This window comes from Thioalkalivibrio paradoxus ARh 1 (assembly GCF_000227685.2).
In the GTDB taxonomy this organism is placed as follows: domain Bacteria; phylum Pseudomonadota; class Gammaproteobacteria; order Ectothiorhodospirales; family Ectothiorhodospiraceae; genus Thioalkalivibrio; species Thioalkalivibrio paradoxus.
The window spans coordinates 2,093,989-2,120,467 of sequence record NZ_CP007029.1 but is presented as its reverse complement, the minus strand read 5'-3'; the positions used below and the strand labels follow the sequence as shown (position 1 = coordinate 2,120,467).

Here is a 26,479-nt window from a genome sequence, read left to right as displayed (position 1 = left end):
CTTTGGCGCGCGTTCTGCTTTTCTGACTCAGGGCATCCGGGGAGTGCGGCGCAGAGTGCGTCCTGCGATCATATCGCCGACCCATTGGCGCCAGGTCCGTTTATCGGGCAGCCGCACGGAGGAACCCGTTCGGCCGGTGTCGATCTCGCGCAAGGCGTCACCGTACAGCCGGAAAAAGAGCTTCGACGTCTCCAGTCGGATCGGAAAGGGGTGCTCGTTCACCGGGGCGGTCCAGGGGTTGGTGTTGATTTCGTACACCTCGACCCTTCCGTCCACGATTCCGAAGTCCGCGCGCCCGTACTCGGTATGGCCGGTATCGAAAGCGCTGCGGATCACCTCCCGATAGGGGTTCTCGGTGAGCAGCCGGTACTCCTCGTCGTATAATGCTTGCCCGGCCACGCCGCTCTGGCCGATCTTGGCGTGCCAGTCCTGCTGGTGTGCGCTGAGCGTGGGCACCATGCGGTCAGCGACCCGGAACATGGCCAGCTTGCGGTAGATGCCGTTGGCAAGCGGTTGCGCCCGAAATTCCACCAACAGAAGCTCACGCTCAGGAATCCCGGCAGCGAGCGCCCGGGTAATCTCGGCACTCACCTCGTCCGGCGCATGGAGCAGGCCGCTCAGGGCACCTCGATGAGCTGATTCGGTGCGCAGAAAAACGGGGTATCGCGTGGGCTCGCGCGTTTCCTCGACACGCCAGACCTCGAACCGGTTGGCGCCCCGTTCGAACAGCCTGCGCAACAGCCGGAATCGTGTCAGCACTCGCGCGGGATCGTTGAGCACCCTCAGGCCAGCGTCGGCCAGAAGGCGGTAAAGGCGGCCGGCAAGCTCCAGATCCCAGAAGTTCAGGCGGTCGAGGTCGGTGAAGATGTAGGTCGCTCGAGGCAGTCGCAGCGCGTGAAATGCCCGTTCATAGGGCAGGGCCCGCAGGCGTGCTTGGGTCTGCTGCTCCACGGCCGCGTGCGTGCGACTGTGGGTGCGCGTCGTCAGCAACACGATCATCGGGCTGCTACGGCCATGTACGCTCGCGCGCCCTCCATCAACTCCGCAGCGAATCCACTCATACGCGCATGTTCGGCCACGACCCTGTGGCCGGCATCGAAGTTTTCCGCGTCGTTGTCTCGCGCGGCTGCTGCCAACCGCCGTTCCTCGGCGCTGAGCATCCCGGAGTCCAGAAGGCGCGACATCGCCCAGTGCATGCGGGCGGAAACGAAGGTGGCATGGTAGATTCCGTCCATCGGCCGTGGATCCTCCCGTAGCGGCGAGGGGTACAGTTCCTCGTCCTTGTTGAACACCAGCGGTTCCTCAATGCAGAACCCGAACAAAAGGCTGTGTGCGCTCTCGTGGGCGATGACCTCGGCCAGTGCCAGCGGGCTGTCGTGGTACTCGGCATTCAGGAACAGGGCTCCCCACAGCTGGTAGTGCGAGCCGCCCTGGAACGACATCTTCGCATCGGGTGCCCCGGTAACGCAGACGGTGTCACGCACCAATGCGCGTACCTCCGCCGCGAGTTCCGGCACGGCGCGGTCCATCATCGCCATTGCGATCGCGTGCCGCTCGCGAAAGCGACCCACGACCTCTCGGGAGGGGGGCAGGAACTCGATGCCATCGGACAAATCGGCGGACATCTTGGCACGATATAGGTCGCTCCAAGAAGAGGCTCCCGGGGCTTCCAATCCGCGAATCGCGGGCTCCGTTGAGACCGGGGCAACCTCAGCCAGGATCGCAAACAGGCGCTCGGCTTCGCCTCGATCCCCACCGAGCAGGGCCAGCACCAGATCGTAGTACAGCCCGAACGTCGTCGGCGCGTGGACGGCATCCCCCCGGAGACCATCGATCAACGCTTCCATACACGGTGCATCGAAGGCCACCGACCCGCGTGCCTGACCGCAGACCTCTGTGAGGCTGTTTCCGAGTTCCTGGTGCATTCGGCGGTCCAGAGCGACCGCGCGCCCGGGATCGGGCTCGAACTGCAGGTGGATCGTCATGGGTCAAGGCCCTCCAGGCCCGGGATGCAGCCGGGAGTGGGTCGGCGCCAGAGCCGAAGGACCCTGTTGTAGGCCTCGGTGCGATTCGCTGAGGTTCAGGGTCGTGGTGACAGCCATGTGCCCACCTAGCGAAGAAACGTAGACGCGTCGGCGTTGCCAGGGCAAGGGGTGGGTTCCCGCAAGCCAATCCGGTGGCAGACCTGGATCAGGGGCACATGCGTCCCGCTGCGCACGAGATCCAGCATCCTTGGTAGTGCTACATTCCAGAAAACTGTGTTCGTTCGCGCTGCTCAACGCGTGCCAGTGGCTGCGATTCGCGGTTTCACGATGCCGACTTTGGCACCAATCCGAGCACTGATGTCTCGGGCTTCATGCTTCACGAAGCCGGGTTTGCCGCCAATTTTGGCGCCGATCAGGACCCCGCCGATCGGCTTCTGGCCGAACTTGGTCCCGACCTTCGCACCGGCAACGACCCCGGAATGTACTACAGGTTTGCGGCCGACTTTCGCCCCAGGGCCATGGCTTGCAAGGAGGTCTTGCTGCAGGGAGTCGTCTCGATCGCAGATGCGAAAGCCGAGAAGCCGGGAGACGTCGAGCTGAATCGGGTTTGCCATGGCACTACCTCCAATGGGAAGTTCGGGCTTCGTTTTTGATCGGGTTCGTGCTGCGTTCCGAAACGCCCCAAGCCTCGACGAAGGGCGCGTCCATTGGCAGCGGCAAACCTGCAAGTGAGGCTAGCATGGGATGCGTGCTGCTTCAATGAGTTTCAAGCTACCCGTTTTCCAGAAGGTAACCGTCTTGGGTGTCTCGGTCGTCATGCCGACGTGGGGCCCACTGCAATTGGCACTGAGCTCCGGATCCTTGTAATGACTTCGCTTTTCCCAGACCGCACGCAGCGGCACGTAATCCCGGGGGGCGCGGAGGATGGTGGACCGGCCGGTCCACCGCGCAGAACGCGGCCCAGGACGTGTCGCCCAGCGCCGTCATATGCGCTTCGCGTTCCTCGAAGAATCGGACGCCGAGGCCGCGCCCCCGATGCTAGGGCAGCAACAGGGAGGCGCCGAGGTAGAACACCTCACGTGGGCCGTATTCGTGGGCGCGGAACGGCGCGACCACGATGAGCTCCCTGTGCTCTCGGCTGAACGGGTGAATGACGGTACTATATCCCCGTGCCCCGGAGCAGCGCTCAACCAGGGGAGGGCAAGTCGGGGAAGGCTGGACGATGGGCAAACCGAAAGAGCCGGTGACGGCGGCCGTGCGCGTGCTGCGCGCCGCAGATGTCGCGTTCGAGGGGCATCCTTACCGCTACGTTGACGGCGGCGGCACTGCGCAGTTCGCCCGCGAGCACGGCGTCGACGAACGCAGCGTGATCAAGACGCTGGTCATGGAGGACGAAGCGGGCAGCCCGCTGATCGTACTGATGCACGGCGACCGCCAGGTCTCGGTGCGCGAGTTGGCCCGGCAGATCGGCGCGAAACACGTCCAGCCCTGCGCGCCGGCCGACGCCGACCGGCACTCCGGGTACCAGGTCGGCGGCACCTCGCCGTTCGGAACGCGCTGGTCGATGCCTGTGTACTGCGAGGCCAGCATCGCCGAGCTTCCCCGCGTGTACATCAACGGCGGCAAGCGGGGCTACATCGTTTCGCTGGCGACCGCGGACCTGTTGCGCGTGCTGGATCCCATCCTCGTTCACGTCGCACAGCCGGAGCTCGGTAGTACTCGACACGGGGTTCCCGGGATTGCGACATGATTTCGGTGTTTCTCGCAGCGCTGGTCGCCGTGCTGCTGCCGTGGATCGCGACCGCGCTTTGGCTGCGTCGCTCGGGTTCGGGAGGTGAGCCGCTGGGCTGGCCAATCGCCTTGGGTTATGGCTATTTCCTGGGCCTCTTCCTGACGGTTCTGCTGCTCCGGATCTGGGATTCGCTCGGACTGGGCCTGAACGTGGTTCTGACGCTGTCAACCTGGTTTTTTCTCGTGGGCGTCTGGATCCTGTGGTCCTACCGGAGACGTGGGCGATCGGCCTTGGCCTCGCAAGGATCTGTGCCCGGATTCGCTTCAGGCTGGCAACGCTGGGTCTGGTACGGGTTGGCAGCCCTGATTGCTCTGCGACTGGGGGTTCTCGGCGCGGAAGTGCTGTGGCGCCCGTTGACACCCTGGGACGCCTGGACGGTCTGGGCGCTTCGGGCAGAGTTGTGGGCGTACGCAGGGACGTTGGTGCCGTTTGTGCCTCGCGCGGAGTGGCTTGCGAGCGAGGTTACGGGCGCCTACACGATCGACGCCCACCATTATCCGAAGACCGTCTCGCTGATCCCCGCCTGGATTGCGCTCGTCTCCGGAGTCTGGATTGATGGGTTGGCTCTGTTGCCGTGGCTGGGCGCTGTGGTGGCCTTGCTGCTCGGGCTCTACGGACAGGTGAAACGTTTCGGGGGAACGCCCTGGGAAGCCATGCTGGTCGCGTATGTCGTCGTGTCGCTTCCGATGCTGGGTGTGCATACTGCCTTGGCCGGCTACGCCGATCTCTGGCTCGCTGCGGCAATTGGTCTCGGCGGTGTCGCGCTGTGGTCCTGGTGGCAGCGCCGCGAAGGCATTCAAGGCCTGCTCGCTGGTGCGATGCTGCTCGCGTTGCCGACCCTCAAGGTAGAGGGCTGGGTTTGGCTCGTGCCGTTACTTGGGGGGCTCGTGCTGGCTTGGGTTCGCCCCCTGTACGTTCTGTTGGCCGCAGCATTCCTCGCGACCGGGGTTCTCGCATGGGGACAGGTGACCGGGGAGGGTGCGGCTGGCTTTGCCGTGCACGGATGGAGTCTCTGGCTCGACCAGATTTCGATCCCTGGGCTCATTGCCGTGCAGTTGGCCTATGAGCCTGAAGTCTGGAAGGCCTTGGTCCAGGCACTTTTCGTTTTCGGAAGCTGGCATCTGCTTTGGTTCGTGCTCCTTCCCGTTCTGACCTATGGTGCGGTGCGAGCCGGCCGCGACGCCGTGCTCCGCATTCCGGTGTACACGCTGTTCGTGGCGTTACTACTCATGGGGTTCTTGTTCACGTTCACGGATGCGTCGCAGTGGGCGGTGAGTTTCACCAGCGTCAACCGGCTCCTGCTGCATTTCGTCCCGCTGAGCGTGTTCGCGGCGTGGTGGATTCTTCGGGTGGGTTGCAGATCCTGATCGGCGCCCTCCAGCGATGGAAGACGGACCGCCGGGGGTTCTTCGTAAAAAGCGTGTAGTCAATTACACGGGTCATGACGGGGTGATCTGGTGGGCGGTCGGGGGATCCCGTCGGGCAGTCGTGGGCTATGGCGTCGCAAGGTCGGCGAACTCGGGCATAATCAGCGTCCTTTGGGCGGCGCACGAGGCCGCCGACAGGCCCCCCGAGTTAGGGAGCATGCAGATCATAGGGAGTCGCTGAATCATCATGAAGAAGGCAATCATCACAGGTGTCACCGGGCAAGACGGCGCCTATCTGGCCGCTTTGCTGCTGGAGAAAGGCTACCAGGTGTTCGGCGCCTACAGGCGTACCAGTTCCGTCAACTTCTGGCGCATCGAGGAGTTGGGGCTGGCCAACCACCCGCACCTGCATCTGGTGGAGCACGATCTGACCGACCTTTCGTCCAGCGTGCGCCTGCTCGAGCGAAGCGAGGCCGACGAGATCTACAATCTGGCCGCTCAGAGCTTTGTCACGGTATCGTTCGATCAGCCGATCACCACAGGCGAGATTACGGGGCTCGGGGCGCTGAACCTGCTGGAGGCGATCCGTATCGTCGATCCGCGCATCCGCTTCTACCAGGCCAGCACCTCGGAGATGTTCGGCAAGGTGCAGACGGTGCCGCAGGACGAAAGCACCCCCTTCTATCCCCGAAGCCCGTACGGAGTCGCCAAGCTCTACGCCCACTGGATGACGGTGAACTATCGCGAGAGCCACGGGATCTTCGGGGCCAGTGGGATCCTGTTCAATCATGAGTCGCCGCTTCGGGGGCGGGAATTCGTGACCCGAAAGGTGACCGATGGCATCGCCCGTATCAAACGTGGCAAGCTGGAGGTACTGGAACTGGGGAACCTCGACGCCAAACGCGATTGGGGATATGCGCAGGAGTACGTCGAAGGCATGTGGCGCATGCTCCAGGTGGAGAATCCCGACACCTACGTGTTGGCCACCGGGCGCACGGAGACGGTGCGCGACTTCGTGACCATGAGCTGTAGGGCTGCCGGTATCGGTATCGAGTGGAACGGCAAGGGTGAATCGGAGCAGGGCATCGACATGGAAACGGGCAGAACGATCGTGCGCGTGAACCCGCGCTTCTATCGGCCCGCCGAGGTCGACCTGCTGATTGGTGATCCAGAGAAGGCGCGCCGCAACCTGGGCTGGGAGGCGAAGACGAGCCTCGAAGAACTCTGCCGCATGATGTACGAAGCGGATCTCGTTCGTGTCGAAAGGCCTTACTCGTTCTGAGATGGCGAGTCGGCGTGCCCTGGTTACGGGTCTGAGCGGCTTCACTGGGCGCTATCTGGGACGCGCACTGGCCGCAGCCGGTTTCCGGGTCTTCGGATTGGCACCCCATGCATCGGGGTCTCCGGAGCATTTTGCCGTGGACCTTGAGGATCGGGCGGGGTTGTCACGGGTGGTGGAGGAAGTACAGCCCGATGTAGTGGTCCATCTGGCGGCGATCTCCTTTGTGGGGCATGCCGATGCCGCCGATTTCTATCGCGTGAACCTGATCGGAACGCGCAACCTGCTGGATGCCGTGGCGGCAGGTGGTCACGCGCCGGCATGCGTGCTCCTGGCCAGCAGCGCCAATGTCTACGGCAACGTGGCCGGCGGGCCGTTGACAGAGACCAGCGCGGTACGGCCGGCCAACGACTACGCCGTGAGCAAACTGGCCATGGAATACATGGCCGCGCTTTGGACCGGGCGGCTGCCCATCGTCACGGTGCGTCCGTTCAACTACACGGGTGTCGGGCAATCGGGGCGGTTCCTCCTGCCCAAGATCGTTGATCACTTCCGACGCGGCAGCCGGGTGATCGAACTGGGCAACCTGGACGTGGCGCGGGATTTCTCGGACGTGCGCTCTGTGGTGGATGCCTATCTGCGGCTCATCCGGCACGCGCCCGCCGGTCAGACCTTCAACGTGTGTTCCGGGCAGGCGGTGAGCCTGGAGCAGATCCTGGAGATGATGGCGGAGATCGCCGGTTACCGGATCGAGGTTCACGTGAACCCCGATTTCGTCCGAGCCAACGAGGTCAAGCGCCTTCACGGCAGCCGGGCCCGGCTGGAGGCGGCGGTTGGGGAGCTGCCATGGACCCCGCTGCGGGAGACGCTGCGCTGGATGTACGAGGCCCCGGAGTCGGCGTGAGCGAACATACGTCTGCACGGCTGCCGGCGGGGACGTTGCGTGTCGCGTTTGGCGTCACGGCGCTGGCCCACGGCCTGGCGGGCCAGGGGGTCGATGGTATTGGGGCCTACAGCCGCGAACTGGGGGCGCGACTGGCTGGCACGGTGGCTATGGATCTGAGGCCCTTTGTCTACGGTCCACCGGCGGGGCTCCTTGGTGACTCAAGTGCCCGGGACGTCGGGCGGTTCCGCCATCAGGCCCTGGGCGCCCTGCTGACCGGCGCGTCATTTCCGGGCCTGCGAGCGATGGCCAGGGAGGGGCTGGAGCTGATCCATGCCACCGATCATCTGGTGCCCTGGGTTCGTGGCACGCCCGTGGTGGCCACGGTGATGGATGCCATCCCGCTGGCGCATCCCGAATGGGTGTCCTATCCCCTGAAACGCATCAGCAACGCCCTGTGGCGGCGGTCGGTGCAGTGGGCCAACCGGGTGATCACTATCTCCGAATACTCCCGCATGGAGATTGAACGCTGGTTCGGCGTGCCCGGCGAGCGCATCCATGTCATCCCGCTCGGTGTGGACAGTCGCTGGTTCGAACCTCCGGGGGGCGAGGATCTCGAACGCGTGCGGCAACATCATCGGCTTCCGGATGCCTATTTCCTGTTCGTGGGGACACTGCAGCCGCGCAAGAATCTGACACGGTTGATCGCCGCCCACCGACGGCTTCCTGAATACCTGAGACGAGACGTGCCGCTCGTGGTGGCGGGCAGGGCCGGTTGGGGTTGTGACAGCGTGATGGCCGAACTGCGGGCGGAGCGTGATGCTGGCCTGCGCTGGCTCGGCTATGTGCCGGACGCGGACCTGCCCGCTGTGTTTGCTGGTGCCGCCGCCCTGCTGTTCGTCTCCCTGCACGAGGGCTTCGGTCTTCCCCTGCTCGAAGCCTTTGCCGCCGGTGTCCCGGTCGTGGCCTCGCGGACTACCGCACTGCCGGAGGTGGCTGAGGGGGCGGCGCTCATGGTGGATCCCACGGACACGGGCGAGATCGCGGATGCCATGCGTCAGGTGCTGGACGCGGCGGGTCTTGCCGCCCGGCTGAGTGAATCGGGCCTGGCCCGGGCGCGGGAGTTTACCTGGGACCGTACGGCCAGGATGACGCTGGATGTCTACAGAGCAGTGGTCTGAAGAATCGTGGCATGCACCGAAAATGCCCGGAGTTGGTCAACTGAATACGCTATACTCCGGCCGCTGCAAAAGGGGCCGCCTCCCATGTGCCTGATTTCTTGGCTAAAGGCCGGATAGCTCATGACTGTTCATGGCGAGCGGATCGGCGATCGAAATCGCAGGGCGGGGAGGTGAGTCGTTGGTCCCCAGGGAGCGGCGCGCCCCCCGCCAGCACGCACGGAGCGAAGCTATGATCGGTATCGTCAGACCCGTCTGGAATTTTCGCGGCTTCATTCTCGGCAGCGTCAAGCGCGAGTTCCAGTCGAAGTACCGGCGCTCCATGCTCGGCGGCGCCTGGAACGTCATTCAGCCGCTCAGCATGATCGTGGTCTACACACTCATCTTCTCCCAGATCATGCAGGCCAAGTTGCCGGGGGTACAGAGCCAGTTCGCCTACAGCATTTACCTGACCGTCGGCATCATCACCTGGGGCCTGTTCGCGGAGATCGTCGGGCGCAGCCAGACGATGTTCATCGAGAACGCCAACCTGCTGAAGAAGGTGAGCTTTCCACGGCTCTCCCTTCCAGTGATCCTGACCCTCAACGCTCTGGTGAATTTCGTCCTGATCTTTGTGTTGTTCCTCCTTTTCCTGGTTGTGGTGGGCGCTTTTCCCGGTTGGGTGCTGCTGGCCATGATCCCATTGCTGGCAGTCCAGCTTCTGTTCGCCCTGGGCCTTGGGGTCACCCTCGGCATCCTGAATGTTTTCTTTCGCGACGTCGGCCAGACGGTCACCGTGGTCCTTTTCTTCTGGTTCTGGCTGACTCCCATCGTCTATCCGGCGGCCATTCTCCCGGAGGCGGTTGCGTCGGCGATGCGGTTCAACCCTATGTATCCTCTCATGTCCGCCTATCAGGGCCTGATGGTGTACGGCACCATGCCAGACTGGGCCTCGCTTTGGCTGCCGCTTGTCCTTGGTCTCATGCTGTCCGCGCTCGGTGTGCGCCTGTTCCTGCGCCGTTCGGGCGAGATGGTGGACGAGCTCTGATGGGCACGGTCACTGTTGCTGGTGTGGGCAAGGCCTACAAACGCTACCCGACGCGCTGGTCGCGGCTCGTGGAGTGGGTATTCCCCTTTGCAGGCCCCCGGCACGAGCTCACCTGGGTGCTGAAGGACGTCCACTTCACCATCCTGCCCGGCGAGGCCGTCGGCATCGTCGGCATCAACGGCGCCGGCAAGAGCACGCTGCTCAAGATCATCGCCGGGACCACTCAGCCCACTACGGGCACGGTACACGTGAACGGCCGGCTGGCCGCACTGCTGGAATTGGGCATGGGCTTCGACCCCGACTTCACCGGCCGCCAGAACGTCTACATGGCAGGCCAGATCATGGGCTTCACCGTCGCCGAGATCGACGGCATGATGCCCGCCATCGAGACCTTCGCCGAGATCGGCGAGTACATGGACCAGCCCGTGCGCGTGTACTCTAGCGGCATGCAGATGCGGCTTGCGTTCAGCGTAGCCACTGCCCGACGGCCGGAGGTGCTGATTGTCGACGAGGCCCTGTCGGTGGGGGATACCTACTTCCAGCACAAGAGCTTCGATCGAATCCGCAGTTTCCGCAGACAGGGCACCACGCTGTTGATCGTCTCCCACGACCGCACGTCAATCCAGAGCCTGTGCGACCGGGCAGTGCTGCTGGAGAACGGCTTCGTTATCAAGGATGGTCCGCCGGAGGAAGTCATGGATTTCTACAACGCTCTGATCGCGGAGCGCGAGCAGGGCAACAGCACAATCCGGGTGGAGCGCGGCGACGACGGGGTCGCACACACCAGCTCCGGCACCGGCGAGGCGCGAATTATACTAGCCGAGTTGCTCAATGCGAATGGTGAGCCGGTGAAAGCTGTGAACGTGGGCGATACGCTCACCTTGTCCGTGGAAGTCATCGCTAACCAGGATCTGGAGCGTCTTGTCCTTGGCTATCTGATCAAGGACCGGCTGGGCCAGCCCATTTTCGGCACGAACACACACCACTTGGGCGAAGCGCTTGCCAACGCCCGGCGTGGCAGCGTATGGCGGTACCGCTTCACGTTTCCTGCCCAACTGGGGGTGGGAAGCTACTCCATCGCGCTCGCACTCCACGCTGGCGATACTCACGTGGATAGGAACTACGAATGGCGCGACCTAGCCATCGTTTTCAGCGTGCTTAACGTCAACCGACAACAGTTTGTAGGCGCGAACTGGATGCCTCCGACCGTGAAGTGTGAATCATGACCGAGGATTTCTATCGCGCCTTCGAGGAAAGGTATCGTGGCCCGAGGGAACTGATTAAGGGCCGCCTCAAGGTCTATTTCCCGTTTATCGATGGTTTGAGAAGTGTTCATCCCGGGATGAAGGCGCTGGACCTTGGCTGCGGCCGGGGCGAATGGTTGGAGTTGATGCGCGAGCATGCTATCGAGGCTCAGGGGGTCGATCTCGATACGGGGATGCTCCAGGCATGCCGGGACCTGGATCTGGATGTTGTGCAGAAGGACGCGGTCAGGCACCTGCAAGGGCAACCAGGCGCGAGCTTCGGCGTCGTATCCGCGTTCCATGTGGCAGAGCACCTTCCGTTCGAGGCATTGCAGGATCTGGTGAGGGCGGCATTACGGGTCCTGCTCCCGGGCGGGCTGCTGATCCTCGAGACGCCCAATCCGGAGAACTTGGTTGTCGGCACGGCGAATTTCTATCTCGATCCGACCCATATCCGACCGATCCCCGCTCCGCTCTTGGCTTTCCTCCCGGAGTTCCACGGCTTTGCCCGCTGCAAGATCCTTGGATTGCAGGAACCACGACAATCCGACGGTACGCCGCGGGTAACACTTCGCCAGGTACTGAACGACGTGAGCCCCGACTACGCCGTAGTCGCCCAAGCTCCTGGAGGTGCGGATCAGCTTTCCGCGTTGGACGAACCCTTCGCCAGGGATTACGGGAACTCCCTGTCAGGCTTGACGGAGTGTTTCGACCATCAGCTTCAAGCCGGACTGACTGAAATTAAGGATCAGGTCACTCGGATCAAGGAGGATCAGGCAAGGATGTGGGCGGACCGTGCGACGGAGACGCGGGTGTACGAGAAGCTGGCCGCCGTAGCGGAATCGGCCGCAGCGGAATCCGCCGAGACCGTCCAGGCGCTGCGGAAGCACCTGAGTGCGCTGGAGGAACGTCTAGCTGCCGAGGCAGAGAAGTCCGAACAGCGAGTGGAGCTCAAGGAACAGGCCGTACGCGCGGAAGCGCGTGCGGAAGTTGCGGAACGCGAATTGGAGGCCTTGCAGGGTCGCGCAGAGGAGATTGAGAAGAAAAATCATTACATACAGGCCCGACTTGCGGAGGCCGAGGCGCGGGCACAGGGCGCGGAGTTGGAAACGGAGGCGCTGCATAGAAGCCTTTCCTGGCGCATCACTGCACCCTTGAGGTGGGGGCTGGGCGTCCTCTTGCTCATCTCGGGGCGCAGGCCGCGCCCGGCCGCCCCGAGACGCTGGGTTCGTAGCGCCGTGCTGGGAGCCCTTGGAAGACCGCGGTGGGTCGCGTTGGTCCACCGTTGCCTGCGGCCGTTCCCGCGCCTGCACGCCGCGGTCACGAGCAAAGTTCGTGGTATTGTGGCCCCGCCTCGGGCTGCCTCCCATGCCGCCCAGAGGAATGGCTCCAGCGTAAGCGACGCGAACACCACTGGCCTTGAGACGCTCACGCCGAGGGCCCGGCGCATCTATGCGGAGCTGACGGAAGCACTGGAGAAGCGAAGGAAGCCGGATCAATGAGGATCGTAATTGACATGCAGGGAGCGCAGACGGCAAGCCGCTTTCGGGGTATTGGCCGCTATACGATGTCTTTCGCCAAGGCCGTAGTGCACGAGCGTGGTGAGCATGAAGCCTTCCTCGCATTGAGCGGTCTGTTCCCCGATACCATCGAACCCATCCGTGCTGCCTTCGATGACCTCCTGCCGCAGGAGAATATCCGCGTTTGGCATGCCCCCGCGCCTGTAAGTGCATTCGATTCCGACAACGAATGGCGAATGCTGGCAGCTGAAAGAATAAGGGAATCGTTTCTGGCCAGTCTCGAGCCCGATTTGGTGCTCATCACCAGCTTGTTCGAAGGGTTGGGCGATAACGCACTGACCAGTATCGGGACACTGCACCCGGCAGTGCCGACAGCTGCCATCTTCTATGACCTGATCCCCATGCGATTTCCGCAATTGCTTGAGACACCAATGCACAAGGAGTGGTATCAGAAAAAGCTAAAGTACCTTGCCCATGCTGACGTCCTTTTGGCTATTTCGGATTACAGCCGGCGGGAGGCTATGGAATTGCTGAAAATACCCGCTGAACGGATCGTCACTATTGGCACCGCTATTGACCATCGCTTCCATCCCGTTGAACTATCGAACAAAGAGGCTGTTGCGCTCCGGGCCCGGTTCGGAATTACGCGACCGTTTATCCAATGCACAGGTAATGTTGAAACTCATAAGAATCTACGCCGACTGATACACGCCTTCGCGCTTCTCCATCCTGCGCTACGCAGGCAGTTCCAGTTAGTGATAGTTGCAAGAATGGACGATATACACGAGCGCAACCTCATGAAATTTGCGCATTCGTTCGGACTGACCGAGGACGAACTTGTCCTGACCGGTTACGTAACGGACGAAGACCTTGTTTCGCTATATAATCAGTGCCGTTTGTTTGTGCTCCCTTCGGTGCATGAAGGCTTCGGGCTGCCGGCTTTAGAAGCCATGGCCTGTGGTGCGCCCACAATCGGCTCTTGGGGTGGTGCAGTTCCGGAGGTTATTGGCTGGGAGGATGCGTTGTTCGATCCCTACCATCCTGATTCGATTGCGAAGGTGATGCGCCGAGCGTTGTCGGATACGGCGTTCCGCGATGCGCTGATGTCCCGAGCAATTGATAGAGCAAGCGCATTTTCCTGGAAGATTTGCGCCCGGCGAGCCATTGCTGCGTTCTCTAAGATCTCTCAGAATACAGGTGGTGCCCGTAACAACGTCATTCGTTCCCAAGAGGCGACTTTTCCGACGACATTGGTCGATGCCCTTGCCGGCATTGACAGCACGGTATCACCAAAAACGGCTGACTTATGTAAGGTAGCAACAAGCATTGCATTGAATGAACGGTTGGGTGCCGAGCCGCAAATGCTGGTCGACGTATCCGTTCTAGCGGCGCAAGATGCTCGCACCGGCGTTCAGCGTGTCGTGCGCAATCTCCTTAAAGAACTGCTAAACGAGCCACCCACCGGATATCGTATTCGCCCCATATGCTTTGATGCCGAGCATGGCTGGTGCCGATATACACCCCAGGTGGCGACGCTCCCGTCCGGAAAGGTAGAGTTTCCGGATGCGGACCAGCTCATAGATGTCGGTCATGGGGACATCTTTCTGGGCCTTGATTTATCTGCTCACCTGTTTCCTTCTTTTCTTTCATTCTTGCGATTCTTGCGGCGCGTGGGAATCCCGATTCATTTTGTGGTATATGACCTGATCCCGTTGCGGCATCCGGAATGGTGTGATGTTAGCGTACCGGAGGCATTCGCCAAGTGGATCCAGGGTGTTGGCGCGACCGCGGATTCGCTGCTGTGCATATCAAGAGCTACCGCAGACGATGTCCGGGATTGGCTGCAAGATCATCCGCCGGAGCGTAGCCGACCTCTGTGTATCCAGCACTTTCATAATGGAGCCGATATCGCGAGTAGTGTTTCGTCAAAAGGCATGCCACCGGAATCCCATGATGTATTGGCTGCACTGCGCACTCGCCCCAGTTTTCTCATGGTGGGCACATTGGAGCCGCGCAAAGGACATGCGCAGGTGCTGGCTTCCATGGAACGGTTATGGAAAGGGGGGCGCGACGTTAACTTAGTCATAGTCGGAAAACAGGGGTGGGCGGTGGAGAAGCTAGCACAGAAAATTCGTAGGCACGTGGAGCTGAATGCCCGTCTGTTTTGGCTAGAAGGCATCAGCGATGAGTATTTGCAGAAGGTCTACGAAAACAGTACGTGTCTCATCGCAGCATCGTACGCAGAAGGGTTTGGGTTGCCCTTGATCGAAGCTGCACAGCAGGGCATGCCGATTATCGCCAGAGATATCCCCGTTTTTCGAGAGGTGGCGGGAAACCACGCACACTACTTCGACGGACTTGAGGCTGACCACCTTGCGGCTGCACTCAATGAATGGCTTTTCATGCACGAGGAAGGGATAGCTCCAAGCTCCGACGATATGCCTTGGATGACTTGGCGGGAAAGTGCGCGATGGTTGTTGAGCCTCGTGGTGCCAGAAGGCCCACGCGACAACGAAAGAACCGGCCAAACGCGACAGACTGCGTTGTAGTGCGAATGTGCGGTATGAACCGAGGATTATATGGTGGGCAAGAGTCAAAGGGCGACCTGATTAGCAACGAGAGTCAGCCAGCCGCAGGGACTGCTCGGGCAGGGGCCTGCAGTGCGCCGCGGCAACCAGGAGGCGTCCCGGCAATGCGGCCAGATCAAAGCGCCGGTTGAACCGGTAGGCGAAAGCCGCGAGGTAGCGGGGGGCATACTTGGAGAACGCAAAGGCATGGTAACTCCCGCTCAGGCTGGTCTTCAGGTTGCCGAGCACTGTGTTGACCCAGTGGAATTCGGGCAGGTCCTTGGGTTTGCGCCCGGCCACGACCGTCGGTTGGTGCCGGCAACCGGCCATCGTGACCGCGTTGAAACACGCGAGACCATCGGAGTGGACCGTGCTGCCCGGGGTCAGATACGCGCGGGCCCACTCGGTGATGGCCTGGAAGCTGAATCCCGCCACCGGCGTCAGCTTGACCCGCAGGGGACGGCCCGCGTCGGTCAGCGACACCGCCGCCACGAACGGAACCTTGTTCTCCGAGCCTCGCCCGGCCTTGCCACCGGTCCGCTCACCTCCCAGGTAGGCGTCGTCCAGTTGCACGGTGCCGCTGAGCGTGTAGCGCTCTTCCCGCTCGGTCATCGCCTGCATCAGCTTGTGCTTCAGCGCCCAGGCGGTGGGGTAGCTGACGCCCAAGTGCCGTTTCAGCGCCAACGACGCGATCCCGGTCTTGGCCTGGCTGACCAGGTAGATGGCCAGAAACCACGTGGTCAGCGGCAGCTTCGTCCCCTGCATCACGGTGCCGGCGATCAGCGAGGCCTGATGCCGGCAGGCATTGCACTGAAACACCTTGCGCGGGCTGCTGCGCAGGACACAGTGCGCGTCACCGCCGCAGCGCGGACAGCGAAAGCCCTCCGGCCAGCGGACCCGCTCCAGCGCCGCTTCGCACTGGGCCTCCGTCCCGTACTGCGCAAGGAACTCCGGCATCGACATCCCAGCCTGAAACTGGATCCGATTCTGTGCCATGGTGCCACCCTCCGCTCGACGTGTGCCCTCAGCGTACGCCCGGTGGTGGCTCACAGAGTGATCCTGGCTGACTCTCGTTGCTAATCAGGAAGGGCGAAGTCACCCGAGGTCTACGTCAATGGGTAATGGCATGTCGAAACAGAGCGTCCGATGTCTAACGGGGGGCGTCTGTGAAAGCCGAATAGAGGATCCGAAATTCCGAGTGGATTGAGAGAAAGAGGGTATGGGATTGGTGGCCAGCGACTGGAGCGCAGTAGAGAACACGTTTTAGTTGGCAAGGCACGAGCATGGAGACCACGACGCAGGTAGGACAAAAAAAGACAATGGAACATTCTAGTCTGTTGGGCATGGCGAATCTGCTCTGTCGGCACTAGGGCTCTGGTCGCGCGAAGGCGGGACCTCTGGCAACAAGGGAGATCCTGATTATCACGAAACCCGCGCAGTGAGTGCGACGCCGTGCGGCATCGATCGTCACTGCGAGCGTAGCGCGGCACCAATGCGCGCAGCGCATTGAACAGCCGAAGGCTTGCCCGCAGGGTGAGCGCAGCGAATAATCCAGGCAGCGCGGGGAGGACCAACGCCGTTTGGAGCGCCACGTTGCTTCGGTCCTCGCGATGACGGTGGTTTCGATGACGGCCCGTTCTAATTTACAGAGCTTCCCTGATGATCATCATGAGGGAGATTAGGAAATTATATGCAGTACGATGGGTTAGACCGGATTTATGTAGGGGTGATGATCTCCTTCCTTGTCATCGCGATGTCCGCTTTTCTTTCCATGCGAGTAGGCATGTTCAGCGTAGACGTGGTGGCCATAGCGCTGGTGGTTGTGCTGGCCGCTATGGCGGTTTATGGGAAGACAAGGGGGTTGGGTGCATCGGCGGGAAAACAAATGGATTTGCGATTGAATCATCAGGTGCTCACGCCGGTTAACGGTGTGCTCTTCGGTCTGCTTCTGGCTGCCGTTCTCCTTTATGCGCTCTTTCCCACCTATTACCTTCTGGGTGGACGTGATCCCGGCCTTTACCTGGTGTTTTCGGTGCACATCGCGAATACAGGGGGATTGGTCCTCGACCTTCCCGTGCTTCGGGATCTTCACGCGACGCACGGCGATGTCATTCGTCTTGGATTCCCGGGAATCTACAGCGCATATGCTCGCGGTTTGTCGGGCGATCCGGCGGAACTAATACCGCAGTTCATGCACCTTTTTCCGTCGATCGGCGCTATTTTTTATCAGCTCGCGGGCCTTGAGGGATTGGTCCGGACCAATGCGGCCATTGCAGTCTTCGCGCTTTGGTCATTCTTTATGGTGGCACGACGTTTGGCAGGTCCGCCTACGGCATTGCTTGCGACGCTGGCGTTGGCTTTGAACGCGGCGTTCATTTGGAACGCTCGGATCACCCTGACTGAGGTGCTTGCGGTGGCGTTCTTGTTCAGCGGACTTTACCTGTTGATAAGAGCCTTTGATTCGCGATCCGCCGTCTGGGCCGCAGCGAGCGGGGCCATTCTTGGTCTGGCGTTATTGAATAGGGTAGATTCAGCCCTGAACGTTCTCATCATTCTCGGCGCGGTGGGAGCTGCGTTCTTCCGTCCAAGCGATTTCAGACCTGTGGTGCTGCCATTGATGGTTACGTATCTTGGGTTCAGTACTTGGGGGTTTGTGGATGGGTACGTTCACACCTTTCCATATTTCTATGATTTATGGATGGGTGGTAGTTTGAAGGGTTTGGTATATTTGAATTACGGGATTCCGGTAATTGCCGGTTTGGCATTTGCGCTCAGGGGTAAGATCCCTCTGAAGCGGGTCGAACAGTGTTCCCTTGTTGAAGGATTATTGAAAGGGGCGGTTATTCTTCTTGGAGCATGGATTTTGTTTGCGTGGTCCCTGTGGCCGGTTTTTGATGACGGGTTCAATGCCAGGGCGATCGGTGAGTTGGCGTGGTATGTCACGCCAGTCATGTTCGCTGTTTTTTTGTATGGTTTGTGGCACGCGATCAGCATGAAAAGCAGGAACCCGCTGGTCATTCCGTTGATTGTGATGGCTATAAGTGTTCTGTTTTTGTTTACGTGGCGTCCGACGATCACACCCGACCACATTTGGGCGGCTCGGCGTTGGACTCCGCAAGTCATCCCGCTGCTTATCTTGTTTGCGGCTGTGGGCCTGAGAGTGTTTCTGGATAAGGGTGGAGCTAGGCTCGCCCGAGGAACGGCTGTCGCGCTAGTGGTATTGTACTACGTGGGTTCGTCTCTCGCGTTCGCGTCGCCCTACCTGTTTCAGTCAATGATGGCGGACCTGCGAACAGGGTATGATTCAGTCGTAGAGGCTATTGACGAGGTGGGATTCCGGAATGGAGTGTCCCTTTCCCGGGACAATCCCCGAGACTATCAGACGGCGTCGATCCTGACCTATGTGTACGGGAAGAAAACCGTCCTAATTAGAGATCAAGGGGTGGACCTGCTTGGAAGCGGGGCCATGGATGGCTTGTTGTTCTTGGGGTTTGATGAGTTCTCCAGTGGGGAATGGTTTTATCGCGGAAGCTTGGAGGGGCGTTTTCTCGAGAAACAGCGGGGACAGAAGCCGCAGTCTTTGTATTTCCGCTCGTATAGTACGAATTTTGGGCGGATTGACACAGCAGGGCCGGTGATCTTTAGAAGCGTTCCGAGTGGAGGCCGGTTTGGGTCGAGGGTCGGCGTGTTTGCAAAAGAGGTTGGCGAGGTGCAATCATCAGGTGAGAAGGGCGTGTTGTTGTTCGGCCCCTATATACCCGTTGAACCCGGGATGTATCGTGTGATCTGGAAGGGGGAGTGGGTCGATGTACTGCCGGAGCCCGGTGATGTCGGGTTTGTGGATGTGGTCCATGGCAAAGGCACGGAGCAGGTGGCAAGCGCACGGGTGGTCCCGGCGGAGTTAAGGGACGGTGTTGTAGGAGAGATCGAGTTCGTGCTCACAGAGGCGGTGAATGATCTCGAGTACCGGTATCACGTGAAGGATCGTGTGCATGTGCGGATTTCCGAGGTGATGTTTGAAGAGATAACGGAGCGTGGGCATGAGGGTAGAGAGTAGTGGTCCAGTGCGCTTTGGTGTTGAGAGTATAGCAAAAGTGACCCATGGTGAACGGTATTCGCGTGAGCAGAGACGCGGGCGGTCGACCGGCGGAGATGGGCAAGGACTTGGCGGTTTGATGAAGGTTGCAGACGAGTGGCAAAAGGGCGCCAATGGCGGCAATTTGGAGATTTAGTTGAAGCTTATTATCCAGATTCCCTGCTACAACGAGGCCGAGACGCTCGGTGTCGCCCTCTCGTCCCTGCCGCGGAAGGTGCAGGGTTTCGATTCGGTTGAGTGGTTAGTGATCGACGATGGCAGCACGGATGACACGGTCCGGGTGGCCTGCGAACACGGCGTTGATCACGTGGTATGGCACACCGACAACCAGGGCTTGGCGCGGGGCTTTATGACCGGCCTGGAAGCCGGCTTGCAACGCGGTGCGGATGTGATCGTGAATACCGATGCAGACAACCAGTACAACGCGGACGACATCCCCGCCCTGGTGGCGCCGATACTCGCCGGGGAGGCGGAGATCGTGGTCGGGGCGCGCCCGATCGAAACCATCGAGCACTTCTCGCCAGTCAAGAGGGTTCTGCAGAAGCTTGGTAGTTGGGTAGTGCGCATGGCGAGCGGAACCGATATTCCGGACGCGCCGAGCGGGTTTCGCGCGATCAGTCGGAGCGCGGCGCAACGGCTGATGGTCTTTAGCGACTACACCTACACGCTGGAGACGATCATCCAGGCAGGCCAGAAGAACATGGCGATCGCCTCGGTACCCGTGCGAGTCAACGGAGATCTTCGTCCCTCCCGGCTGGTGAAGAGCATACCGTCCTACATCCTACGCAGTATCGTCACCATTGTCCGGATCTTTGTGGTCTATCGCCCATTCCGTTTCTTTGCGACGACTGGCGCGGTGCTGTTTGGTGCTGGTGTGTTGATCGGGTTGCGGTTTGTCTGGAAATGGCTGGGTGGCGAAGGCGAAGGACATATTCAGTCGCTGATCTTGGCTGGCGCTTTGCTCGTGATGGGCTTTCAGACGATTCTCATTGCGTTCGTGGCCGACCTGATTGCGGCTAACCGGAAGTTGCTGGAGGAGTTGCGGTTTCATACGCGTCGTGATGTCGGTCGTGGGACGGCGGTTGAGGGGCGCGGAACAGTCCGGTAGCTGGCGGGCTGGTCAGCTCGATTTGCCCGTGAAACGCGCGAAACCGCAAGAGCGGATTCTTCGTGAAAGCGTCTTCGGTGCGAGCGTGGGGTGCAAGGCCGATACCCTGCTGGACGTCGGATATGAGTCGCGCTGATAGCTATCTTGGCGCGCAAACTCAGTAGAAGTAGACGCAAGGGAAAAATGGGTATCTCACGGCGATGAGTTCTGCCGGTTCGGCGGGCAACTTTGGGGAGGATTGGGTTATGGCGGATCAGGGTGCGGAAGGGGTCTTGTCTCCTTGGTTGCAGAGACGGCGGTTCGCGGCGGCATTGCCCTACTTGACCGGGCGGGTGTTGGATGTGGGTTGCGGTTCTGGGGCCCTGGCGGGTCGGTTGAAGGCGGACCGATATTACGGGACCGATGTCGACCCGGAGTCATTGGAACTAGCGCGCTCGCGATTTCCTAATTATGTCTTCTCTTCTCAACTGCCGGCGTTGGATGAACGCTTTGATACGGTGGTGGCGCTGGCCGTGATCGAACATGACGCTGAGCCCGGTGATTTCCTCAAGCGTCTAACCGCTTACATGCGAGATTCAAATTCGCGCTTGGTTGTCACCACGCCGCATCCGTCCATGGACTGGATTCACGACGTGGGGGCGGCGATTGGCTTGTTTAGTAAACACGCTAATGAGGAGCATGAAGGCCTGCTTGATCGTGCAACCCTCGTCCGTGCGGGAGCCGTTGCGGGGCTGCGCCTGAGCTCCTATCGTCGTTTTCTATTCAGCGCTAATCAAATAGCGGTTTTTCAAAAGGAGGACCGATGAGCCTCGTCGTGGGGTGGGCTGTCGTAAGTCGTGCTGGCATGGTTCAGTGCGGCGTTCTCGCCAAGCTTACTGTGCTGTCCGCCTGCTCAAATCAGCTTCGGGAAGTATGTCGCTCGAGCTGGGCCATGCGACGGTGCGGTTCCATTGGCACTGATTTTTGAACAAGCGTCTGCGTTGGGCTGGATCCCTGCTCGCCATCGGGGGGATTGTCTTTGTCGCTCTGGGGTTGCGTGAGCATGCCGCCGCGATCGACCTGACTCGCATCGGTTCGGCTGATTGGCTGATGGTGATGGGGCTTGCTCTCGTTTACGGTGTTGCCAGTCTGTTGCTCGCACTGGGCTGGTGGAACCTGCTGGGCCAGTTTGGCACGCGGCTGTCGCTCGGCTGGGCTATCCGGGTCTATGGCATTTCGCAAATCGCGAAGTATTTGCCGGGCAATATCATGCATCTGGCGGGCCGGCAGACAATGGGGATGGCGGCGGGAGTGCCGGGCTGGACGCTGGCCAAATCGGCAGTTTGGGAACTGGCGTTGATCGCGGCCGTTGGTGCGTTGTTTGGCGGGTTGGCTTTGCCCCTTGTCGTAGAGGGGTTTCCCGCAGAGGCGGGAACGGCGCTTTTCCTGGGTATGGTGTCTGTCGCTTTCGTACTGGTGTGGCGTTCTGCTGGCCCATCTGCCGCTCGCGCACTCGTAGCGTATGCAGTTTTTCTCGCCATATCAGGCGGGCTCTTTGTGGCTCTGGTCGATGTTGCGAGCGCGGGTTTTGAATGGACTGGAACCCTCCTCTGGTTTCCGGTCGTCGGCGCCTACGTGCTGGCCTGGCTCGCAGGTCTCTTGACTCCTGGCGCCCCGGCCGGAGTAGGCGTTCGGGAGCTGGTGCTTCTTGTGTTGCTGAAGGGCGTAATCGGGGAGATTGAACTGTTGCTCGCTGTACTTCTGAGCCGCTTGGTGACTGCCCTTGGTGACGTCTTGTTTTTTGGCATGGCTCTATTGGGCGACCGGAAAAGTCCGCGGCAAGGGGCGTGATCGGCGAGTAACGCGACCCGCACAGCGCGTGTTCCGTGCGGGTCGCTGCTCGCTTGTATCCTTAAAACTGGTTCAAGGTTTGGGCATGGCCGCCATATGGATGTCGCGTTCGACCAGTCGCCCCTCAATCTGACTCAGGCGAACCTCGATCGCCTCGAGTTCGGCGAGACGGCGCTCAAGACGGTCGATCTGGTCCCGCTGTGCGGCAACTTCGGCTTGATAGCTCGTTAATTCAGCCTGCTGGGTCTTGAAGCCCTCGATGAGTACTGGAACGAGGGCGGAGTAATTCAAGGCTTCCACCAGCCCACCTTCGTCGCCGCGGGTAACGAGTTCAGGAAACACCTCAGCCACTTCCTCGGCAATCAGTCCGAGCGAAGCCTGGCCCGATTCCTTCCAGGTGAATCTCACGCCACGCAACCGCTGAAGGGCCGCCCCGGGATCTCCGATCGCTTCGATATTCTGCTTGTGACGCTCCGAGCTGGTTTCCACAACGGAGTGCGCGTGAACCGTCCCGGGGAAGGTGACGGATCCATCGTTGGAGATCATCATTCGATTCAATCCGTAGCCTCCTACGGCTTGGCCTAGGTCATTGATGATAAACGCTCCGTTATTTGGACCCGAGGCGACCACGCCGACTTGGAAGGCCTTCCAGGGATTCCAGTTCGAATCGGTTCGCACCAAGAAAAACGCCGCCCCATCGCGATCGCGGTCCATCCGGAATGCCGCGTTGTCACCCTGCAGGTGCAGCTGCCGTACTGGATCATCCACTCCGATTCCTACGTTTCCATTAGCCTCCAGAACCAGTGCATCGGTCTGTGCATGGACAGGGTGCGGAAGGGTGAGTGTTGCGAGAAGCGCAGCGACGCCGGCAGCCGCAAATGCAACCGCACTCCGCTGAACGAGGGTTCCTTCGTGTTTCATTGAGTCATCTCCGTTTCGTGAAAGGATGGACATGGTGCCGGTGGTCGCTCCTGAAGTGCTCGTCGGAGATCGAAAATCCCCGAGGGATCGCCCGATTGTGTACCGTAGGGCGAATGTCGGCAAGTTCGAAAGCGGGTCTCCCCATGCCTTTGTGGGACGCTTGCGTCCGTCCTTAACGACAAGGCTGCCGCAAGGACCGTGTTCATTGGTCGCCTGCCGGGGAAGCCGGCCGCACCAGCCTCACGCCGCTGAAGGCGGAAGCCTGGTAGGGCTGGGCGGTGCCGCGGTTGAAGTCCACGCCCCAGGCCTGGCCATCAGTGTGAGTGGAGCGCGACCAGAACCAGCCGCCGGCGGCGGAGCCGGTGGGGAACACCGTGGGCTCCAGCGTCGGAATGCCATGGCTGCCCCAGCACCCGGTGCCATCGGGGAAGTGCGCGGGAGTGCCGCTGGTGCAGTACACGAGCCCCTGGAGTTCTCCGACCTCGGGCAACCGCCATTCGGGTTCTTCCGACGCACGCGAGCGGTTGAACGCGGCCGTTGCCTGCTGGGCCTCAGCGTGGCTGTAGGAACCGGCGGAACCGGTGCAGGCAGCGCCATCCCACTGTTGGCCCAGCGCACAGCGCCGCCATTCGAGCCCGGTGTCGAGATCCACCACGGTGGGGGCGTCGAGCGCTTCCAAAGCGTAGCGGCCGGCAATCAGCACCGGACCTGCTTCCGGAGTCGCGCCGACTTCGATGCTGGCCGCACTCTCGCGGCCCCCGCGGGTGGCGGTGACTACGAAGAAGTAGTCGCGATCGTTCTCCAGGTCGGCGACGATCGCTCGCGCGTCGGGCACATTCCCCAGGAAACCCTCGTAAGAAGCAGCCGTGAACGGGTGAATGCCGGGATTCCGCGACCAATACACATGGTACCTGTCGGCTTCCGGCACGGTTTCCCAGCGCAGCGCCACCGAGCCATCGCCGGGTATCGCGTCGAGCCCGGCCGGTGCGGTCAAATCGCTTTCCTCAACGCTGCCCGGATCGCCGTCCCCGATCGAAATCGGAGCACCGGCGCGTTCCTCGGTCGCTGTAGCTGCCACGCCTTCACGCCTGCGGGCATCGTCGGCTTCGGGTATCCACCACCGAGTGGCCCGCGTAGATTCTGCGCCCGGCGCTCCCACGGCCACCGAACCCTGTTCGGCCAATGCCGGGGACGCAGACGATGGATAAGTCGAATCTACTCGGGCCGACAACTGGCCACCCGCAACAACCCGGACACCTGGCCGGAACACGATGCGCTCGCGCGCGACCAGTTCCAGGCTACCCGTGGCCGGCACGATCACCCCGTTCTCCACGAAGATTGAACGGCAGCCGGCCACTTCCTTGGTGGCGCCCGGTTGCGGACCGGCGGTGACGGTATGGTCGTCGTCGGGGCCGCACACGGCGCCCTGCGCTGGGGTGTAGGTTGCCCGCAGGGATAGACCCGTGTACGCCTCGTATCCATGGATCATCACATAATGCGTACCGGCCTGAGGATTCGTTGCGACACAGGTTTCCTCGCTGCCCCATAAGTACGGTCGGCAGTCCCAATTATCCAAGGTGGGCACCTGCCCGTGGCGGACGTAGAGGTCGACAATGCCGCCGCTGCCCCCCCAGATTTCCACGCGCAGCTCGGTGCGATCGGCAGGGATTTCGATACTGAAGAATTGCTGGCTGCCCTGGTCACCACTGAGCTCGTGTACGGCGACACCATTTTGTAGTTGGACCGGTGTAACCTCGGGTAGCGGGGTGGTAAAGCTGACGATGTTGGAATATTCGCTGTGGTTACCATCGTTGTCATAGGCTCGAACGCGCAAGCGGTAGGTCCTATCGGGACTCAGGGGTTCAATAGTTACGTCTGTGCTGCCGGCGGTGCCGATCTCGACAAAGTCTGAGCATTCAGCTCCGGTGCAATACTCGATCTTGTACCCCGCCAGCCCAGAGCCGCTGTTGTCCGTTGAGGCCTCCCAGACAAGGCGAGCCGATGTGGGCTCAACATCTATGGCCGAAAGATTACTTGGTGTGGTTGGCGCGTCGACCGGGCAGGCACTGGTAGTGAAGGTTCGGTTGCTTCCAATGCTGGTGCCGCCAGAGTTGCTGGCACGTACGCGGAAATGGTACGTAGTGCCACAATGTAGGCCAGAAATGACTTGACTGCCGCTGACACTGGAGGTGCCGGAGCCCGCACTCTGACTTGTCGTGTCGGAGTCGTAGTTGGTCGTGGTTCCAAAGTCGAATCGGTAAGTCGTACTGGCACCATTCGGGTTGATCGAGGCGTTCAGGGTCGCCGCGTTTTGCCCGATACTCGTTGCAGGATTGGTAGTCACCGTTGGCGCGTCGACCGGGCAGGCACTGGTGGTGAAGGTTCGGTTGCTTCCATTGCTGGTGCCGCCGGAGTTGCTGGCACGTACGCGGAAGTTGTACGTAGTGCCGCACTGCAGGCCAGAAATGGACCGACTGCCGCTAACACTGGAGGTGCCGGAGCCCGCACTCTGACTTGGCGTGGTGGAGCCGTAGCTGGTCGTGAGTCCGTACTCGAACCAGTACGAGGTGCTGGCGCCATTCGGGTTGATCGAGGCGTTCAGGGTCGCCGCGTTTTGCCCGATACTCGTTGCAGGATTGGTGCTAGCCGTTGGCGCCTGGACGGGGCAGGCACTGGTGGTGAACGTTTGGTTGTTTCCAAACGTTGTACCTGCCGAGTTCAAGGCGTATGCCCGAAAGTGGTATTGGGTTCCACATGCAAGGCCCGAGACGGTGCTGCTGCGACTGATGGCAGAAGTACCTGATCCTGCGTCGGCGAAAGTAACTATCGAGCCGTAGGCTGAGGTCGTTCCGTACTGAAATCCTCCCATAGTGCTTGCGCCATTCGGGTTTACCGTGGCGTTCAGCGTCGCACTGTTTTGGCTTATGCCGGTTGCCGGGTTGGTTGTGACGGTCGGCGCCTGAGCAATATCGCAAGACACCGCTACCTGGTTGGCGGGCGAAACTATATAGGCATATGGGTCTTGGTAACCGTAGGTGTTCGCATTTCCGGGAGTATACCCCCAATACTGGCCTGAACCGGATGGGTTATGAAGGACATTTGCGTTCTTAATTTCGAAATGAAGATGGGCGCCATAATAGTTTGAAAGCCCATATCCTGACCCACCCATTTCCCCAATAAGGGTGCCTGGCTGCACACAGGTTCCAATGTTAATGCCGCTTTGAAAATGTTGTAGATGAGCATAAAGACTATAGACTTTTTCTCCATTGGTGAGTGTATGCTCAACGATTACGGTATTACCCAATCCACGATCAAGGCAGCCGCAACCGGGGCCATTGCAGCTTGGAGCGCAACCTTCACCGTTTATTTGTTTTCGAACCACCACCCCGTGACTTGTTGCGCGCACCTCGCGGTTGCTGCTCCAATAGTCCGTTCCGGTGTGATAATGCCCGGGAACCACTTGTCCGTAGGCGTTATACTCTTGGGTTACAGTGTGACCGGTCACTGGTCGCTCGAAATTCCCCGCTAATACGGGGGGCGAAAATAAAATCAGCAGGAACAAGAGCACCTTAAAAGCGATGGGCCCAGTGTGTTTTGAGGATACCGTTGGAGAAGTACGATGGGGCAGGCGCTTGGTTAGCATGTAGCAGTGACCTCTTTGAACGTCTTACTGGGTGCTGGA

At 60.8% G+C, this 26,479-nt stretch carries 19 protein-coding genes; 13 read left to right on the top strand and 6 right to left on the bottom strand.

Annotation, left to right across the window (positions count from 1 at the left end; translation table 11 throughout):
* Nucleotides 1-27 precede the first annotated feature (27 nt).
* The 3 genes from THITH_RS09595 to THITH_RS18520 form a co-directional block, all read right to left on the bottom strand.
* Entirely contained in the window at nt 28-999 is a 972-nt protein-coding gene (locus THITH_RS09595) for a hypothetical protein (RefSeq protein WP_006748324.1), read from the bottom strand.
* Nucleotides 996-1,985 (bottom strand): aKG-HExxH-type peptide beta-hydroxylase, encoded by a 990-nt coding sequence (locus THITH_RS09590; RefSeq protein ID WP_006748325.1) that lies wholly within the window; start codon nt 1,983-1,985, stop codon nt 996-998. Before THITH_RS09590 ends, THITH_RS09595 begins: the two co-directional genes overlap by 4 nt.
* Before the next feature lie 290 nt (nt 1,986-2,275).
* Nucleotides 2,276-2,599, bottom strand: a complete 324-nt coding sequence (locus THITH_RS18520; protein ID WP_006748326.1) for a hypothetical protein — start codon at nt 2,597-2,599, stop codon at nt 2,276-2,278.
* Nucleotides 2,600-3,207: 608 nt separating this feature from the next.
* Here THITH_RS18520 and THITH_RS09580 point away from each other — a divergent pair.
* The 9 genes from THITH_RS09580 (at nt 3,208) to THITH_RS09540 (ending at nt 14,824) form a co-directional block, all read left to right on the top strand.
* Nucleotides 3,208-3,735, top strand: a complete 528-nt coding sequence (locus THITH_RS09580; RefSeq protein WP_006748327.1) for an aminoacyl-tRNA deacylase — start codon at nt 3,208-3,210, stop codon at nt 3,733-3,735.
* A 29-nt stretch (nt 3,736-3,764) separates the two neighbouring features.
* Entirely contained in the window at nt 3,765-5,144 is a 1,380-nt protein-coding gene (locus tag THITH_RS09575) for a hypothetical protein (protein WP_156925510.1), read from the top strand.
* 244 nt (nt 5,145-5,388) lie between these two features.
* Nucleotides 5,389-6,426, top strand: coding sequence for a GDP-mannose 4,6-dehydratase (gene gmd / locus THITH_RS09570; protein WP_408645511.1), 1,038 nt, complete (start codon nt 5,389-5,391; stop codon nt 6,424-6,426).
* Nucleotide 6,427: 1 nt separating this feature from the next.
* Entirely contained in the window at nt 6,428-7,327 is a 900-nt protein-coding gene (locus THITH_RS09565; RefSeq protein WP_006748330.1) for an NAD-dependent epimerase/dehydratase family protein, read from the top strand.
* Nucleotides 7,324-8,487, top strand: coding sequence for a glycosyltransferase family 4 protein (locus THITH_RS09560; RefSeq protein ID WP_232222183.1), 1,164 nt, complete (start codon nt 7,324-7,326; stop codon nt 8,485-8,487). The genes THITH_RS09565 and THITH_RS09560 overlap by 4 nt, the downstream gene beginning before the upstream one ends.
* Before the next feature lie 229 nt (nt 8,488-8,716).
* On the top strand, nt 8,717-9,511 hold the full coding sequence (locus tag THITH_RS09555) for an ABC transporter permease (RefSeq protein WP_006748332.1): 795 nt from the start codon (nt 8,717-8,719) through the stop codon (nt 9,509-9,511).
* Entirely contained in the window at nt 9,511-10,737 is a 1,227-nt protein-coding gene (locus tag THITH_RS09550; protein ID WP_006748333.1) for an ABC transporter ATP-binding protein, read from the top strand. The genes THITH_RS09555 and THITH_RS09550 overlap by 1 nt, the downstream gene beginning before the upstream one ends.
* Nucleotides 10,734-12,257 carry a class I SAM-dependent methyltransferase gene (locus THITH_RS17125; RefSeq protein ID WP_006748334.1) on the top strand — a complete coding sequence of 508 codons (1,524 nt, stop codon included), beginning with the start codon at nt 10,734-10,736 and terminating at the stop codon, nt 12,255-12,257. Before THITH_RS09550 ends, THITH_RS17125 begins: the two co-directional genes overlap by 4 nt.
* Nucleotides 12,254-14,824: a glycosyltransferase family 4 protein gene (locus THITH_RS09540; protein WP_006748335.1), complete on the top strand. Its 2,571-nt coding sequence runs from the start codon at nt 12,254-12,256 to the stop codon at nt 14,822-14,824. Before THITH_RS17125 ends, THITH_RS09540 begins: the two co-directional genes overlap by 4 nt.
* Nucleotides 14,825-14,884: 60 nt before the next feature.
* Here THITH_RS09540 and THITH_RS09535 read toward each other — a convergent pair whose 3' ends face one another.
* Nucleotides 14,885-15,838, bottom strand: a complete 954-nt coding sequence (locus tag THITH_RS09535; protein WP_006748336.1) for an IS1595-like element ISTni3 family transposase — start codon at nt 15,836-15,838, stop codon at nt 14,885-14,887.
* Between the two features lie 733 nt (nt 15,839-16,571).
* Between THITH_RS09535 and THITH_RS09530 the strand changes: the two genes are divergently transcribed.
* From THITH_RS09530 to THITH_RS09515, 4 genes are all read left to right on the top strand, one after another.
* Nucleotides 16,572-18,899 carry an ArnT family glycosyltransferase gene (locus tag THITH_RS09530; RefSeq protein ID WP_232222298.1) on the top strand — a complete coding sequence of 776 codons (2,328 nt, stop codon included), beginning with the start codon at nt 16,572-16,574 and terminating at the stop codon, nt 18,897-18,899.
* A gap of 175 nt (nt 18,900-19,074) precedes the next feature.
* The gene (locus THITH_RS09525; protein WP_006748338.1) at nt 19,075-20,046 is read left to right on the top strand and encodes a glycosyltransferase family 2 protein; all 972 of its coding nucleotides are present in this window, start codon (nt 19,075-19,077) and stop codon (nt 20,044-20,046) included.
* 245 nt (nt 20,047-20,291) lie between these two features.
* Nucleotides 20,292-20,852: a class I SAM-dependent methyltransferase gene (locus THITH_RS09520; protein ID WP_006748339.1), complete on the top strand. Its 561-nt coding sequence runs from the start codon at nt 20,292-20,294 to the stop codon at nt 20,850-20,852.
* Nucleotides 20,853-21,009: 157 nt separating this feature from the next.
* A complete protein-coding gene (locus THITH_RS09515) occupies nt 21,010-21,876 on the top strand; it encodes a hypothetical protein (RefSeq protein WP_006748340.1) in 867 nt (288 codons plus the stop codon).
* 72 nt (nt 21,877-21,948) lie between these two features.
* Here the strand turns inward: THITH_RS09515 and THITH_RS17930 are convergent, their stop codons facing one another.
* The gene (locus THITH_RS17930; RefSeq protein ID WP_006748341.1) at nt 21,949-22,797 is read right to left on the bottom strand and encodes a tail fiber domain-containing protein; all 849 of its coding nucleotides are present in this window, start codon (nt 22,795-22,797) and stop codon (nt 21,949-21,951) included.
* Between the two features lie 202 nt (nt 22,798-22,999).
* Nucleotides 23,000-26,359: a fibronectin type III domain-containing protein gene (locus tag THITH_RS17925; RefSeq protein ID WP_198019437.1), complete on the bottom strand. Its 3,360-nt coding sequence runs from the start codon at nt 26,357-26,359 to the stop codon at nt 23,000-23,002.
* Between the last annotated feature and the right edge of the window lie 120 nt (nt 26,360-26,479).

Excerpts from the sequence above, each read along its gene's own strand:
- THITH_RS09595 (WP_006748324.1), bottom strand. The coding sequence starts at position 999 with ATGATCGTGTTGCTGACGACGCGCACCCACAGTCGCACGCACGCGGCC.
- THITH_RS09590 (WP_006748325.1), bottom strand. The coding sequence starts at position 1,985 with ATGACGATCCACCTGCAGTTCGAGCCCGATCCCGGGCGCGCGGTCGCT.
- THITH_RS18520 (WP_006748326.1), bottom strand. The coding sequence starts at position 2,599 with ATGGCAAACCCGATTCAGCTCGACGTCTCCCGGCTTCTCGGCTTTCGC.
- THITH_RS09580 (WP_006748327.1), top strand. The coding sequence starts at position 3,208 with ATGGGCAAACCGAAAGAGCCGGTGACGGCGGCCGTGCGCGTGCTGCGC.
- THITH_RS09565 (WP_006748330.1), top strand. The coding sequence starts at position 6,428 with ATGGCGAGTCGGCGTGCCCTGGTTACGGGTCTGAGCGGCTTCACTGGG.
- THITH_RS09555 (WP_006748332.1), top strand. The coding sequence starts at position 8,717 with ATGATCGGTATCGTCAGACCCGTCTGGAATTTTCGCGGCTTCATTCTC.
- THITH_RS09550 (WP_006748333.1), top strand. The coding sequence starts at position 9,511 with ATGGGCACGGTCACTGTTGCTGGTGTGGGCAAGGCCTACAAACGCTAC.
- THITH_RS17125 (WP_006748334.1), top strand. The coding sequence starts at position 10,734 with ATGACCGAGGATTTCTATCGCGCCTTCGAGGAAAGGTATCGTGGCCCG.
- THITH_RS09540 (WP_006748335.1), top strand. The coding sequence starts at position 12,254 with ATGAGGATCGTAATTGACATGCAGGGAGCGCAGACGGCAAGCCGCTTT.
- THITH_RS09535 (WP_006748336.1), bottom strand. The coding sequence starts at position 15,838 with ATGGCACAGAATCGGATCCAGTTTCAGGCTGGGATGTCGATGCCGGAG.
- THITH_RS09530 (WP_232222298.1), top strand. The coding sequence starts at position 16,572 with ATGATCTCCTTCCTTGTCATCGCGATGTCCGCTTTTCTTTCCATGCGA.
- THITH_RS09520 (WP_006748339.1), top strand. The coding sequence starts at position 20,292 with ATGGCGGATCAGGGTGCGGAAGGGGTCTTGTCTCCTTGGTTGCAGAGA.
- THITH_RS17930 (WP_006748341.1), bottom strand. The coding sequence starts at position 22,797 with ATGAAACACGAAGGAACCCTCGTTCAGCGGAGTGCGGTTGCATTTGCG.